Origin of the sequence: Sphingomonas sp. A2-49 (assembly GCF_025548555.1) — a bacterium.
Lineage (GTDB): Bacteria > Pseudomonadota > Alphaproteobacteria > Sphingomonadales > Sphingomonadaceae > Sphingomonas.
Genome location: NZ_JAJLPA010000030.1, coordinates 25,460 through 39,171, shown reverse-complemented (window position 1 = coordinate 39,171; position 13,712 = coordinate 25,460). Strand labels below are relative to the sequence as shown.

13 protein-coding genes are annotated in these 13,712 nt (G+C 72.0%); 7 read left to right on the top strand and 6 right to left on the bottom strand.

All coding sequences use genetic code 11. From position 1 onward, the window contains the following. Positions 1 to 107: 107 nt before the first annotated feature. The 3 genes from LPN01_RS17400 to LPN01_RS17390 are packed head-to-tail and all read right to left on the bottom strand — an operon-like array spanning position 108 to position 1,387. Positions 108 to 890: a tryptophan 2,3-dioxygenase gene (locus LPN01_RS17400; RefSeq protein WP_262829689.1), complete on the bottom strand. Its 783-nt coding sequence runs from the start codon at positions 888 to 890 to the stop codon at positions 108 to 110. Between the two features lie 24 nt (positions 891 to 914). Further along, positions 915 to 1,211: a hypothetical protein gene (locus tag LPN01_RS17395; protein WP_410482849.1), complete on the bottom strand. Its 297-nt coding sequence runs from the start codon at positions 1,209 to 1,211 to the stop codon at positions 915 to 917. Further along, positions 1,208 to 1,387: a hypothetical protein gene (locus LPN01_RS17390; protein WP_262829691.1), complete on the bottom strand. Its 180-nt coding sequence runs from the start codon at positions 1,385 to 1,387 to the stop codon at positions 1,208 to 1,210. The genes LPN01_RS17395 and LPN01_RS17390 overlap by 4 nt, the downstream gene beginning before the upstream one ends. Before the next feature lie 86 nt (positions 1,388 to 1,473). Between LPN01_RS17390 and LPN01_RS17385 the strand changes: the two genes are divergently transcribed. Further along, entirely contained in the window at positions 1,474 to 2,091 is a 618-nt protein-coding gene (locus LPN01_RS17385; RefSeq protein WP_262829688.1) for a helix-turn-helix transcriptional regulator, read from the top strand. A gap of 12 nt (positions 2,092 to 2,103) precedes the next feature. Here the strand turns inward: LPN01_RS17385 and LPN01_RS17380 are convergent, their stop codons facing one another. Then, a complete protein-coding gene (locus tag LPN01_RS17380) occupies positions 2,104 to 2,274 on the bottom strand; it encodes a hypothetical protein (RefSeq protein ID WP_262829687.1) in 171 nt (56 codons plus the stop codon). A gap of 192 nt (positions 2,275 to 2,466) precedes the next feature. On the opposite strand from LPN01_RS17380, the gene LPN01_RS17375 reads away from it, so the two are divergent. From LPN01_RS17375 to LPN01_RS17365, 3 genes are all read left to right on the top strand, one after another. Continuing rightward, positions 2,467 to 2,676, top strand: coding sequence for a hypothetical protein (locus LPN01_RS17375; protein WP_262829686.1), 210 nt, complete (start codon positions 2,467 to 2,469; stop codon positions 2,674 to 2,676). Between the two features lie 99 nt (positions 2,677 to 2,775). Beyond that, positions 2,776 to 4,707, top strand: coding sequence for an autotransporter assembly complex protein TamA (locus tag LPN01_RS17370; protein ID WP_262829685.1), 1,932 nt, complete (start codon positions 2,776 to 2,778; stop codon positions 4,705 to 4,707). Continuing rightward, on the top strand, positions 4,704 to 8,822 hold the full coding sequence (locus LPN01_RS17365) for a translocation/assembly module TamB (protein WP_262829684.1): 4,119 nt from the start codon (positions 4,704 to 4,706) through the stop codon (positions 8,820 to 8,822). The genes LPN01_RS17370 and LPN01_RS17365 overlap by 4 nt, the downstream gene beginning before the upstream one ends. Positions 8,823 to 8,880: 58 nt before the next feature. On the opposite strand, the gene LPN01_RS17360 is transcribed toward LPN01_RS17365, so the two are convergent. Then, complete coding sequence (locus LPN01_RS17360) at positions 8,881 to 9,231, bottom strand: DUF6481 family protein (RefSeq protein WP_262829683.1); 351 nt, start codon at positions 9,229 to 9,231, stop codon at positions 8,881 to 8,883. A 188-nt stretch (positions 9,232 to 9,419) separates the two neighbouring features. Between LPN01_RS17360 and LPN01_RS17355 the strand changes: the two genes are divergently transcribed. After that, on the top strand, positions 9,420 to 10,088 hold the full coding sequence (locus tag LPN01_RS17355; RefSeq protein WP_262829682.1) for a spermidine synthase: 669 nt from the start codon (positions 9,420 to 9,422) through the stop codon (positions 10,086 to 10,088). 103 nt (positions 10,089 to 10,191) lie between these two features. Here LPN01_RS17355 and LPN01_RS17350 read toward each other — a convergent pair whose 3' ends face one another. Beyond that, complete coding sequence (locus tag LPN01_RS17350; protein ID WP_262829681.1) at positions 10,192 to 11,616, bottom strand: aldehyde dehydrogenase family protein; 1,425 nt, start codon at positions 11,614 to 11,616, stop codon at positions 10,192 to 10,194. A gap of 113 nt (positions 11,617 to 11,729) precedes the next feature. Here LPN01_RS17350 and LPN01_RS17345 point away from each other — a divergent pair, with 113 nt between their 5' ends. Continuing rightward, a complete protein-coding gene (locus LPN01_RS17345) occupies positions 11,730 to 12,725 on the top strand; it encodes a quinone oxidoreductase family protein (protein WP_262829680.1) in 996 nt (331 codons plus the stop codon). A 61-nt stretch (positions 12,726 to 12,786) separates the two neighbouring features. Then, the gene (locus LPN01_RS17340) at positions 12,787 to 13,695 is read left to right on the top strand and encodes a hypothetical protein (protein ID WP_262829679.1); all 909 of its coding nucleotides are present in this window, start codon (positions 12,787 to 12,789) and stop codon (positions 13,693 to 13,695) included. Positions 13,696 to 13,712: the final 17 nt, after the last annotated feature.

Genomic DNA, 13,712 nt, shown 5'->3' with positions numbered 1-13,712 from the left:
CAGGGTGAACTTCAGCATCGATACTCCGCGGAAACACAGGCGATTGTGCAGATGTGAAGCCCTGTAGCGGGGATGTTACATTATATCAAAGCTATTTTTCGGGTGGGTCACAGGCTGGTGCGGACGTCGAGCAGTTCGGGAAAGAACCGCTGTTCCACCACCCTGGCGAGGTAGGGGACACCCGCGGTGCCGCCGGTCCCGCTCTTGAAGCCGATGACCCGCTCGACGGTCTTGAGATGTCCGAAGCGCCACAGCTGGACGTGATATTCGAGGTCGACGAGCTTTTCGGCGAGCTCGTACAGGTCCCAGTGATCCGCGGGATGGCCGTAGACGACGGCCCAGCACGCCTCGACCCCGCGCGACGGCGTCGCGACCTGCGCGAAGTCGCGCTCCAGCCGGTCGGCGGGAACCGGCAGGCCGCGGCGGGCGAGCAGGCGGAGCGCCTCGTCGTAGAGACTCGGCCGGGCGAGTTCGGCGGACAGGCGCGCGCGGACCTCCGCCTCGTCGAACATGTCGACCATCGCCGGGTGGCGATTGCCCATGACGAATTCGAGCTGGCGATACTGGTCGGACTGGAACCCCGAACTGGTGCCGAGCGCGCCGCGCATCGCGGCATAGTCGGCGGGGGTCATCGTCGCCAGCACCTCCCACGACTGGATCAGCTGCGTCTGGATACGGCTGACCCGCGCCATCATCTTCAGCGCCGGGGGCAAATCGTCGGCGGCGATCCGGCGGCGCGCCTCGCCCAGCTCGTGCAGGCACAGCTTCATCCACAATTCGGACGCCTGATGGATCGTCACGAACAGCAATTCGTCGTGGACGTCGCTGAGCGGCGTCTGGACGGAGAGCAGTTCGGGCAGGCGCAGGTAGCTGCGATAGGTGGTCGTCATGCGCCCGGCGTAGCGCAACCGCGATCACGCCTCCAGCAACAGCACCTCCAGCGTCGCCGCCGCCCGGTCGGCAGCGCGCACGACCAGATCGGCGACCAGCCGCCCCGCCAGCGCGAACTCCGCCTCGGGCAGGTCCGCGAGCCAGCGGGCGGGATCGCCGCCGTCGATACGGACGACGATGGTCAGCCGGCAACCAACGAAGGTCGCGCTCGCCCAGCTGCGCTCGGTGAGGTCGCACAGCGTGAGGGCCAGCCCGTGGCGGGCGGCATCATCGGCCAGCGCCCGCAGCAGCGGCGCGTACGGATCGCGCCGCCGCATCACGCCGGCCGATCCGCCATGAACCGCTCGATCCGCAGCGTCATCTCCGGGCCGATCACCCGGCCGCGCATCATGTCGGTCACCAGCCGCGGGTCGTTCACGGTCAGGCGGCCGAACCGGCTGCGCGACATGCGGGTGGTACGAAGATAGCGGTCGACCTTTAGCAGCAGGCACATCATTCCCTCTCGACTCGGCAGGTTGCGTTCCCGATCTGTTCCGTCCGATCCAACTTGTCTAGGAAAATTTCCTACACTATTGTCACGGCGTGGAGACGATCGATCCGAGAAGCCGGTTGCGGGCGCTGGCGAACGCACGGGGCGACAGCCTGTCGGCGCTGTCGGCGATGCTCGGGCGCAACGCCGCCTATCTCCAGCAATTCGTCGCGCGCGGATCGCCGCGCCGGCTCGACCCCGGCGATCGCCGACGCCTCGCGGATTATTTCGGGGTGGACGAAATCGAGCTCGGTGCCGACGCGGGGCGGGCGGCCTTCACGCTGCCGCGGCTCGATGTGGCGGCATCGGCGGGGCCGGGTGCGTTCGTCGATGGCGAGGTGATGCTGGGCGCGGCGGCGCTCGACCCCGCGCTCGCCGCCCGGCTGGGGCTGGTCGAGGGGCAGGCGGCGATCGTGCGCGTCCGCGGCGATTCGATGGAGCCCGGCCTGATCGACGGCGACCTGATCGTCGTCGACCGGGCGCGACGGTCGCCCGATGCGCGCGGCGGCGTGTTCGTGGTGCGGATCGACGATGCGGTCATGGTCAAGCGCGTGGCCCGCGGTCGCGACGGCCTGTCGGTGGTCAGCGACAACCCCGCCGCGCCGCCGGTGCCGGTGGGGCCGGTCGCGGTGATCGGCCGCGTCGTCTGGCTGATGCGCGCGCCGCGCTGATTCGCCCGAAGCTCAGCGCCGCCGGTCGCGCAGCCAGACGGCGACCGCTCCCAGGCTGCCGATGACGAGGCCGGCGAGGAAGCCGACCGTCACCTGACCCTGCGTCAGGCCGATCACGGTGCCGCCGATCGAACAGATCGCGATCAGGATGCCGCCCGCGGCGGAAGGAGGAGTATCGGCCATGCCGCGCCCTGCCACGTCCCGATCCGGGACGCCAGTGTCCCGATCCGGTACGCGATCGTCCCTATCCGGCACAGCTGGCACAGCCGCCGCGCAGGCCGTTTACCATCGCCATCCGCCCGCCGCCCCGCCGGCACCGGTCTGGCACGGCGATTGTAGAGTTCACGGCCGATCGTATCGCTTCAGGAGTATCGCATGGCCGCCTTGTATCTCGCCGACGCCGACCAGGTGGTCGAGGCGGCGGACCTGATCGCGGCCTTCGGGGACGATGCATCGGTCGAGGCGGCGAGCCGTGCGGGACGCATGCGCGACATCGGCAACGTCGCGCGCTTCTGTCGCTGGCGCCAGACCGAGCGGCTGATCGCGGTGATGGCGTCGGACGCGGCGATCGGCACCGTGCACTGACCGGTTGCGGCGCAACGATGCCGCCGTCCGCGCGATAGATCGGGCGAACGGTCCGATGGGGGACTGTCGCGGCGGGGCCGCCCGCGCTAGGACGCCGCCATGGTGTCGCGTGTGGGGTGGTTCGGGCTAGGCGCGACTGCCGTGCTTCTTCTGTCCGGACAGGCCGCTGCGCAGACGACGCCCGCGGCGACGGTGCCGCTCGACCCCGACGCGCCGCTCGCGCCGCTGCCCGACATCGGCGTCGCCTGGCCCGATCTGGGCGCGGACGCAAGCGCGGCCACCGCCAGCCAGGCGACCGACGGCGCGGCCGAGACGCGCTATGCATGGCGTGTCGACGGGATCGATGCCGCCGCCACCCCGCTGCTGCGCCGCCGCTTCGATGACTTGTCGACGCTCAACGCCAACGACGGCAGCGCCGCGAATGCGGCACAGCTCGACCGTCGCGCGCGCGAGGACGCCGACCTGCTCCAGACGCTGCTCCGCGGCGAGGGCTATTACGACGCGCGCGTCACGACGCGGGTCGAGCCGGGGGCCAGGCCACTCGTCGTGTTGCAGGCCGATCCGGGCACGCTCTACCGGTTCGCCGGCGTGACGCTGGGCGGCGTCGCGGCGGTGGACGACAAGGCGCAGGACCTGCGCGACGCCTTCGGGGTGAAGCCGCAGGACGCGGTCAACGCCGACGCCGTCGTCGCCGGCGAGGCACGGCTGAAGAGCCGGATCGGGCAGGAGGGCTTCCCCTTCGCCGACGTCGGCGAATCCCAGATCGTCGTCGATCACGCGACCAGGACGGCGACGCTCGACCTGCCCGTCGCGCCGGGCGCGGCACGCCGGTTCGGGTCGGTCGTCGCGCTGCCGGGGAACCGGGTGTTCGGCGCCGCGCACGTCCAGGAGATCGCACGCTTCAAGCCCGGCCGGCCCTATGACGCCGCCAGCCTCGACGACCTGCGCCGCGCCCTGATCCAGACCGGGCTCGTCTCCGCGGTCGAGGTCAAGCCGGTCGAGGGGAGCGTTCCCGGCACGGTCGACATCGGTGTGCGCCTGTCGCCCGCGCCGCCGCGCACGATCGCTGGCGAGCTGGGCTATGGCACGGGCGAGGGCGCGCGCGCCGAGATCAGCTGGACGCACCGCAACCTGTTCCCGCCCGAAGGCGGGCTGACGCTGCGCAGCGTGCTCGGCACCCGCGAGCAATTGGGCAGCATCGTCTTCCGCCGCAACAATTTCGAAGGCCGCGACCGGGTGCTGACCGCGCAGATCGCCGCCAGCCACGTCCAGCGCGACGCCTATGAGGCGAAGACGTTCACGCTCTCCGCCAACCTCGAGCGGCAGACGACGATCTTCTTCCAGAAGGCGTGGACCTGGTCGCTGGGCGGCGAATTGCTGAGTTCCGACGAGCGCGACGTGATCGCCGCCACCGGCGCGCCCCGCCGTCGCACCTTCTACATCGCGGCGGCGCCGACCAGCCTCAATTACGACGGGTCGGACGACCTGCTCAATCCGACGCGGGGCTTCCGGCTGGGCGGGCGGGTGAGCCCCGAATTCTCGTTGCAGGGCGCCGCCTTCGGCTATGCCCGGGTGCAGCTCGACGGCAGCGCCTACCAGCCGGTGAAGACCGGCGTGGTGCTCGCCGAGCGGATCCGGCTGGGGTCGATCCTCGGCGCCTCGCGCGACAGCATCGCGCCGTCGCGCCGCTTCTACGCGGGCGGCGGCGCGTCGGTGCGCGGCTATGGCTATCAGGCGATCGGCCCGCGCGACGTCAACAACGACCCGATCGGCGGCCGCAGCCTCGCCGAATTCTCGATCGAGGCGCGGGTGAGGACGTTCGGCAGCTTCGGCATCGTGCCCTTCCTCGACGGCGGCACGATCTATACCAGTGCGCTGCCGCGATTGAGCGACTTTCAATACGGGGCGGGGGTCGGCGTGCGCTATTACTCCAACTTCGGGCCGATCCGCCTCGATGTCGGCACCCCGCTCAACCCGCAGCCGGGGGACAGCCGGCTCGCCGTCTACGTCTCGCTGGGGCAGGCGTTTTGAGCCGCTGGGCGCGCCGCGTCGCGGTCGCGATCGTCGCCCTGCTCGCGGCGCTCGGCCTCGCGCTGGCGATCGTCGACACGGATATCGGCCATCGCTGGGTCGCCGAACGCATCGCCACGATCCGCACCGCCAACGGCCTGCGCTTCAGCGTCGGTCGGATCGACGGATCGCTCTACGGTCGCGTGACATTGCGCGACGTGCGCGTCCACGACCTCGACGGATTGCTGGCACAGGCGCCGACGGTGACGCTCGACTGGGCGCCATGGCTGTGGCTGCGCAACCGGCTGGCGATCGAGCGGCTGGCGATTCCGCAGGCGACGCTGTTCCACGCGCCGCGCACCCGCGCCTCGCCGCGGCGGGGCCCGATCCTGCCCGATTTCGACATCCGCATCGGCCGGCTGGCGATCGACCGGCTGGTGCTGCGGCCGCGCGTGCTCGGCACCGGACGCGTGGGCCGCGTCGTCGGGCGCGCCGATATCCGCCGCGGGCGGGCGCTGGTCGAGGTCGACGCGCGGGTCGCCGGGTCGGACCGGCTCGCGCTACGCATCGATGCCGAACCCGATCGCGACCGGTTCGACGTCGACGTGCGCGCGGCCGGCGCGGCCGGCGGCGTGCTGGCGCGCAGCATCGGGATGACGCGCGCGCTGACGCTCGACATCGGCGGCGACGGCGGCTGGACACGCTGGCGCGGTCGCGCGACCGGGCGTGCCGGCACGACGCGCGCGGTCGACCTCGCGCTGACCGCGGATGCGGGCCGCTACGCCATCGCCGGCAAGCTTGCGCCCGGCGGGCTGTTCGGCCCGCTGGTCGGCCGTCTCGCCGGCCCGCAGGTCCGCGTCGACGGCCATGCGACCTTCGCAGATCGCCGGCTGGACGGCGGCATCGGCCTGCGCAGCCCCGCCGCGGCGATCGCTGCGACCGGTGTCGTCGATCTCGGCGCCGGCGCCTTCCGCAACGTCGCGATCCGGACGCGGCTGCTGCGCCCCGCCGCGGTGCTCCCGGCGCTGGGCGGCAACGGCATCGAGATGCGCGCGGTGCTCGACGGCGGTTTCGCGACGGCGCGCTTCGACTATCGGCTGCGTGCCGACCGGATCGGCATCGACCGGACGGGGATGACCGCTGTGCGGCTCGCGGGCAGCGGACGGTTCGGCCAGCGCGTCACGACGATGCCGGTGCGCTTCGCCGCCGCCACGGTCACCGGCGTCGGCACCGTCGCGGGCGGTATCCTGCGCAACCTCAGCCTCGCCGGGCCGCTGACGCTCAAGGGCTCGCTGCTGACCGGCGATGCGCTGCGGCTGCGGTCGGACAAGCTCGCCGGGCGGATCATGCTGGCGATCGATTTCGCCACCGGCCGGTACGAGGTCGGTCTGAACGGCGCACTCGACCGGTTGTATATCAAGGGGCTCGGCGTCGTCGATCTGCGCAGCGACCTGCGCGTCGTGCCGGGGGCGGGCGGGCGCGGCACGCGGATCGTCGGGCGCGGCACGGCGCAGGTGGTGCGGCTCGACAACGCGTTCCTGCGCGGGCTGACCGGCGGGCTGCCCCGGATCGTCACCGGGCTGGAGCGCACGCCCGACGGCATGTTGCGCTTCACCGACATGGTGCTGACCTCGCCGCTGCTGACGCTGCGTGGGACAGGCTATCGCCGGCGCGACGAGACGTTCCATATCCAGGCGGCGGGGCGCCACACCCGCTACGGCCCGCTGACGATGACGCTGGACGGCCGGATCGACCGGCCGACGCTCGACCTGCTGTTCGCCCGCCCGAACGACGCGCTGGGGCTGTCGCAGGTGCGCGTCCACCTCGACCCGACGCCGCAGGGCTTCGTGTTCCGTGCCGACGGGGGATCGCGCCTGGGCGCGTTCGCGGGGACGGGGTCCATCCTGCTGCTGCCGCCGGGCGTCGACGACATCATCGCGGTCGACCGGCTGACGGTGGGCGGCACCACCGCCGCCGGGCGGCTCGCGATCGTCCCGGGCGGCTTCCGCGGGCGGCTCGACGTCGCCGGCGGCGGCGTGACCGGCGCGGTATCGCTGAATCCGGTCGGACCGGTGCAGCAGGTCGACGTGACGCTTGCCGCCGCCGACGCGCGGCTGGGGGCGGCGACGCTGCGGCGCGGCAAGCTCGATGCGTCGATCCTGCTCGATCCCGCCGGCACCACGATCGATGCGACCGCCACCGGCGTCGGCCTGCGCCAGGGGCGGCTCAGCCTCGCGCGATTCGCGGGCAACGCGCGGCTGCGCGCCGGGGTCGGCGAGGTGCGCGCATCGATCGCCGGGTCGCGCGGCCGTGCCTTCGACATCCAGACGGTGACGCAGGTCGCGCCCGACCGGTATCGCGTCGCCGCCCAGGGAACGCTCGACCGTCGGCCGCTTCGGTTGCTGACCCCGGCGGAGATCACGCGCGACGGCGACGGCTGGCGGCTCGCGCGTACCGAACTCAGTTTCGCCGGCGGCGAGGCGGGCGTCGCCGGCCGGTTCGGCGGCGGTGCGCTGGCCATCGACGCCACGCTCGTGCGGATGCCGCTCGCGATCCTCGACATCGGTTTTCCGCGGCTGGGCCTGAGCGGGACCGCATCGGGCAGCGTCGCCTATGCGACCGCAGCCGGCCAGGCGCCGACCGGCAAGGCCGACCTGACCGTGCGCGGGTTGAGCCGTGCGGGCCTCGTGCTTTCGTCGCGGCCGATCGACCTGGGGCTGGCGGCGGCGCTGTCGGGCGACCGGCTCGGCCTGCGCGCGGTGATGGCGTCGGGCGGGCGGACGATCGGACGGGCGCAGGCGCTGTTGCGACCGCTCGGCACCGGCGACCTTTCGGCGCGCATCGCGGCGGCGCCGCTGTTCGCGCAGCTGCGCTACCAGGGGCCGGCGGACACCTTGTGGCGGCTGACCGGGGTCGAACTGTTCGACCTGTCCGGCCCGGTCGCGATCGGGGCCGACGTCAGCGGCCGGATCGGCGCGCCGGTGATCCGCGGCGTCCTGCGCGCCGACGGTGCCCGGATCGAAAGCGCCAATACCGGCACGGTGCTGACCAACGTGCAGGCGACCGGTCGGTTCGGGGGATCGCGGCTCCAGATCGATCGCTTCGCGGCCGATGCCGGCAAGGGCGGACGCGTCACCGGCAGCGGCGGGTTCGACTTCGCCGCGGCGCACGGCATCGGCATCGACATCCGCCTCGCCGCCGACCGCGCAGTGATGATAAACCGCGACGATATCGGCGCGACCGTCACCGGGCCGCTGACCTTTACCTCGGACGGCGCCGGCGGGCGCATCGCGGGCGACGTGATGCTCAACCGCAGCCGCTACCGGCTGGGGCAGGCGAGCGCCGCCACCGCGGTCCCGCGACTGAACGTCCGCGAGATCAACCTGCCCGACGGCGGCGAGGAGGATGACGCGCCGGTCGCGCCCTGGACGCTCGCGATCAACGCGAAGGCGGCGGACAAGGTCATCGTCAGCGGCCTCGGCCTGTCGAGCGAATGGTCGGCCGACCTCGCGATCGCCGGACAGCCCGCCAATCCCGCGATCACCGGACAGGCGAATCTCGTCCGCGGCGACTATGAATTCGCGGGCCGCAAATTCGAGCTGCGGCGCGGCGTCATCCGTTTCGCGGGCGAGGTGCCGGCCAACCCGGCGCTGGATATCGAGGCGAATGCCGATTCGACCGGACTCAGCGCGTCGATCCGAGTGACCGGCACCGCGCTGAAACCGGAAATCGGTTTTTCGAGCATACCCGCGCTGCCCGAGGACGAGCTGCTGTCGCGGCTGCTGTTCGGCACGTCGATCACGCGGCTGTCGGCGCCCGAAGCGTTGCAGCTGGCGGCGGCGGTGGCGGCGTTGCAGGATGGCGGCAACGGGCTCAACCCGATCAATGCGGTACGGCGTGCGGCGGGGCTCGACCGGCTGCGTATCCTGCCCGCGGATCCACAGACCGGGCAGGGGACGTCGATCGCCGCGGGCAAATACGTGACGCGCCGGCTGTATGCGGAGATCGTGACCGACGGTCAGGGATATTCGGCGACGCAGGTCGAGTTTCAGGTGACCCGCTGGCTGTCGCTGCTGTCGAGCATCTCGACGCTGGGCCGCCAGAGCGCCAACGTCAGGGTATCGAAGGATTATTGAGAGGCGCCGACGGGCGCCCGGCGGCGCCCCCCGCGATGCGGAAGGCGCCGGCCGTCGCTCAGCGCTTGCCGACCCGCTGCTTGCGGGCGGCGTAGCGCGCGTCGCGTGCCGCCTTCATCTCGGCCTCGGTCGGGATCTTCGGCTTGGCCTTGGCGGCGGCTTCGGCCGCGGCGAGCGCGGCGGCCTCCGCAGCGGCCTTCTTTTCCGCGATCGCCTGTTCGCGCGCCGCCTGCTTCTCGGCACGCGCCTTGGCGAGCGCCGCTTCCTTGGCTTCGGCGGCGGCCTTGCGTTCGGCGACGATCGCCGGGTCGAGCGGCGGCTTGGCGCGCAATTTGTCGAGCGCGGCCTGCTTGGCTTGGGCGGAGAGGGCGGCGCGCTCCTGGAACGTCTGGGGCTTGTAGGCTGGCATGTGGGTCGTGATGATCCTGTCGGTTCGTGTGGCGGTCGTGCGGCGCGCGACCGGTCCGGCGTCGTCCGTTAGAGCAAAACGCGCCATTCTCCAAAAACGTGCCATCGATCGCGGATCGCGACGCGGCTCGCCATGGTCGCACGGCGGCTGTACGGCACCCGGCGATAGCGCGAGGGAGTGACGCCGGTATGACGCCGCGGGAATTGTTGGGGACGGCAGAGGTGCCGGGGGGCGAGCCGCTGCGGCTGTTCCGGCGTGGCGGCGACTTCATGATCGTGCTCGAGCGCAACGAGCTGATGAACAGCCGGATGAGCGGATCGGAGGAGGCGCTGGCGGTGATGACGATCGACCGGCTGCGCACGCCGGCGCCGCACCTGCTGGTCGGCGGCTATGGCATGGGCTTCACGTTGCGCGCGGCACTGGCGAAACTGGGCAGGGACGCGCGCGTCACGGTCGCCGAACTGGTGCCGGAGATCATCGAATGGGCGCGCGGCCCCATGGCGGCGCTGACCGCGGGATGCCTCGACGACGCGCGGGTCGCGATCGCGCATGCCGATGTCGCCGACGTCATCGCAGATGGCCGGGGCGGATATGACGCGATCCTGCTCGACGTCGACAACGGCCCCGACGGGCTGGTGCGCGCGGCGAACGACCGGCTGTATTCGGCGCGCGGGCTGGCGGTCGCGCGGGCGGCGCTGAAGCCCGGCGGCGTGCTGGCGATCTGGTCAGCGGCCAAGGACGCCGCCTTCGCGAAGCGCCTGCGCGAGGCGGGCTATGCGGTCGACGAGGTCACGGTGCGCGCGCGCAGCAACGGCAAGGGGCCGATGCACACGATCTGGTTCGCCACCGGCCGTTGAGGACGATCGGCACCGGGTTCGGGCGCGGCCCGCCACGCGGCGGGCGGCGCGTCATGGCGGCGCGGACCGGGGCCGCGCACGGGCGCCCCGTCCGCGCGCGGCGCTACGCCGGCTCGCCGACGATGGTCTTCAGCTCCATGAAGTCGGCGATACCGTATTTGCCGCCCTCGCGGCCGTTGCCCGATTGCTTGTAGCCGCCGAACGGCGTGCCGATCGTGCCGCTCCAGCCGTTGATCGTGACGAGGCCCGCCCGCAGGCGCGGCGCGACCGTCGCGGCATCCGCCGGATCGCCGGAGATGGCGGCGGACAGCCCGTATTCGGTGGCGTTGGCGAGCCGGATCGCCTCGTCGCGGGTCGAATAGCGGGTGATCGTCGCGACCGGACCGAACGTTTCCTCCCGCGCGATCCGCATGTCGGGCGTCACGTCGGCGAAGACGGTGGGGCGGACGTAATAGCCCGCGTTGCGCCCGTCGGGACGGCCCGGGCCGCCGGTGACGAGCGTCGCGCCCTCGTCGATCGCGGACTGGATCAGCTCCTGGATCTTGTCGAACTGCGCCTTGTTGACGACCGGGCCGATGTGACCGCCCAGCTCGGCCGGGTCGCCGACCGGCGTCGCCTCGAACATCGCTTTGGCGACCGCCGCGGCCTCGTCGGCCTGGCTGTCGTGGACGAGCAGGCGGGTGGGGGCGATGCAGCTCTGCCCCGAATTGGCGAGCACGCCCTGCAACGTCGGCGGCAGGACGGTGGCGAGATCGGCACCCTCTAGCACCAGGTTGGGCGCCTTGCCGCCCAGTTCCTGGTGGACGCGCTTGACGGTGGCGGCTGCCGCCTGCGCCACGGCGATGCCGGCGCGGGTCGATCCGGTGAAGCTGACCATGTCGACCCCCGGATGGCTCGCCAGCGCCGCGCCGACGGTCGGCCCGTCGCCGTTGACGAGGTTGAAGACGCCCGCCGGGACGCCCGCCTCGTGCAGGATTTCGGCGAGGATCATCGCGCAGCGCGGTGCCTCCTCGGACGGCTTGAGGATCATCGTGTTGCCGCCGGCGAGCGCGGGCGCGATCTTGGCGCAGATCTGGTTGAGCGGCCAGTTCCACGGCGTAATCAGCGCGACGACGCCGACCGGCTCGTGGACGACGCGCGCCTTGCCGACCTGTTCGGAAAAGCGGAATTCGCGCAGCGCCTTGGCGGTGCCCATGATGTAGCCGAGGCCGGCGGGTGCCTGCGCCGCCTGCGCGAAGCCGATCGGTGCGCCCATCTCTTCGCTGACCGCCTTCGCCAGATCGGGGATGCGGGCCTTGTACGCCTCGACGATCCGGTCGAGCAGCGCGATGCGGTCGTCGACGCTTGTCTGCGAAAAGGTGTCGAACGCGGTGCGGGCGGCGGTGACCGCCCGGTCGACGTCGGCGCGCGAGCCGAGCGTGATCTCGGTCACCGGCTGTTCGGTCGACGGGTCGATCACGCGATGGGGCCGGCCGCCCTCGCTGGCCACCCACGCGCCGCCGATGTAGAAATCGAGAAGGCTGTTCATCGCATCGCTCTCCGTCTTTTCGTTTGACGGGGGTGTGCGACGGCGGTCGAAAGGTTGCAACCCGAAACGCGTATCGGCCGTTCGGTGGCCGCGAAACGAAGGAGTGGCGAGCGATGAGCGAACGCGCAGCGACGATCCGCAGCACCGGCGGGCCGGAGGTGATCGAATGGATCGACGTCGACCTGCCGCCGCCCGGCGACGACGAGGTGCGGATGCGCAACCGCGCGGTCGGGCTCAACTATATCGACACCTATCACCGGGCCGGCGTCTATCCGATCGATCTTCCCGCCGGCCTCGGCAGCGAGGCGGCCGGGGTGGTGGAGGCGGTCGGCGCGCGGGTCGAGGGCTTTGCTGTCGGCGACCGGGTCGGCACCTTCGGCCCGGCCCGCGGCGCCTATGCGACCGCGCGCAACGTGCCCGCGGCGCAGCTGCTGCACCTGCCCGCCGATGTCGATGACCGGACCGCGGCGGCGCTGCTGCTGAAGGGGTGCACGACCGAGGCGCTGGTCGAACGCTGCGCGCGGGTACGGGCGGGCGACGTGGTGCTGGTCTGGGCGGCGGCGGGCGGGGTCGGCCAGCTGCTCGTCGGCTGGCTGAAGGCGATCGGCGCGACGGTGATCGGGACCGCGGGGTCGGCGGACAAGGCGGATCATGCCCGCGCGGCGGGCGCCGATCACGTCGTCCTGCACCGCGAGGAGGATGTCGCGGCGCGGGTGCGCGACATCACCGGCGGGCGCGGCGTCGCGACCGTGTTCGACGGGGTCGGCATGGCGACGTGGCAGGCCTCGCTCGCATCGGCGGCGCGGCGCGGGCTGATCGTCAGCTATGGCAATGCCGGCGGCCCGGTGAAGGGCGTCGACCTCGGCATGCTCGCGGCGAAGGGGTCGCTGTTCGTCACCCGGCCGACATTGTTCGACTATTACGTGACGGTGGAGGAGCGGCTGGCCGGGACCGAGCGCGTGTTCGCGATGCTGCGCCGGGGCGCGATCCGGCCGGAGATCGGTCAGACCTTCGCGCTGGAGGACGCGGCGGCGGCGCACCGCGCGCTGGAAGCGGGCGAGACGCGGGGCAGCAGCGTGTTTCTGGTGGAGCCGCAAGGGGATACGTAAACGGGATTGTTCGCGCGGCCGTCGGTTGAGATAAGGGCCCTGCGGCGGAACCGGGGAAGGCATGATCGGCAAGCGAACAGTCTGGACGACGATGCTCTGCGCGGCCCTGCTGTCTGCGGGCGCGGTGCGGGCGCAGGAGGCACCGCCGGGCGACACGATCGTCGTCGAGGGCAAGGCGCTGGCCGACGCGGCGAAGGTCCGGGCGCTGGCGCGGGCGATCACGCCCCGCCTCGGGTTCGACCAGCCGCTCGCCCGGTTCACCGATCCGGTCTGTTTCGCGACGGCGGGATTGCCACGGCCGATGCTCCAGGCGATCGGCGCGCGGATGGCCGACGACGCCGCACAGGCGGGGATCGAACTGGCAGGCGAGCGGTGCCAGCCCAATGTCCTCGTGATCTTCGTCGACGACGGTCTGGTAGAACTGAAATCGCTGCTGAAGCGCCGCCCGGGCCTGTTCCGCGACAAGGAGCCGGCCGAGATCCGCACCATCCTGGCCGAACCGGGGCCGGTGCACGTCTGGTCAGTCAGCGAAATCCGCAGCCGGGACGGCGATCGCCTGAATTACGGCGGTGGCGGCCCCCCGACGCTGAAGGTGCCGGTCGCGACGCGGATCGGCCTGCCCGTCCGCCGCGACATGCTGTCCACCGTGATGCTGGTCGATCGCAAGGCGGTGCCCGGCCGCAGCCTCGACCAGATCGCGGACTATGCCGCGATGCGGACGCTGGCAATGATCCGTCCCAAGGGGGCGACGGGCGGCGACACCATCCTCGCCCTGTTCGACCCCGATACCGCCGTACCCCCGGCCGGCATGACCGGATTCGACCGCGGCTACCTGAAGGCGCTCTACGAGGGGTCGGGCAGCCAGCGGGCCTTCGTCAAGGTGGCGATGATCGCGCGCAGCATCAGCAAGACCGGCGCGTCCGACGCCGATCCGGCTCCGGCCGGGGATGCCGCCGCCCGCGGCAAATGACGGCTTTGTCATAGCGG

Excerpts from the sequence above, each read along its gene's own strand:
- LPN01_RS17370 (WP_262829685.1), top strand. The coding sequence starts at position 2,776 with ATGGTGTCGCGTGTGGGGTGGTTCGGGCTAGGCGCGACTGCCGTGCTT.
- LPN01_RS17340 (WP_262829679.1), top strand. The coding sequence starts at position 12,787 with ATGATCGGCAAGCGAACAGTCTGGACGACGATGCTCTGCGCGGCCCTG.
- LPN01_RS17400 (WP_262829689.1), bottom strand. The coding sequence starts at position 890 with ATGACGACCACCTATCGCAGCTACCTGCGCCTGCCCGAACTGCTCTCC.
- LPN01_RS17350 (WP_262829681.1), bottom strand. The coding sequence starts at position 11,616 with ATGAACAGCCTTCTCGATTTCTACATCGGCGGCGCGTGGGTGGCCAGC.
- LPN01_RS17390 (WP_262829691.1), bottom strand. The coding sequence starts at position 1,387 with ATGATGTGCCTGCTGCTAAAGGTCGACCGCTATCTTCGTACCACCCGC.
- LPN01_RS17345 (WP_262829680.1), top strand. The coding sequence starts at position 11,730 with ATGAGCGAACGCGCAGCGACGATCCGCAGCACCGGCGGGCCGGAGGTG.
- LPN01_RS17360 (WP_262829683.1), bottom strand. The coding sequence starts at position 9,231 with ATGCCAGCCTACAAGCCCCAGACGTTCCAGGAGCGCGCCGCCCTCTCC.
- LPN01_RS17375 (WP_262829686.1), top strand. The coding sequence starts at position 2,467 with ATGGCCGCCTTGTATCTCGCCGACGCCGACCAGGTGGTCGAGGCGGCG.
- LPN01_RS17380 (WP_262829687.1), bottom strand. The coding sequence starts at position 2,274 with ATGGCCGATACTCCTCCTTCCGCCGCGGGCGGCATCCTGATCGCGATC.
- LPN01_RS17355 (WP_262829682.1), top strand. The coding sequence starts at position 9,420 with ATGACGCCGCGGGAATTGTTGGGGACGGCAGAGGTGCCGGGGGGCGAG.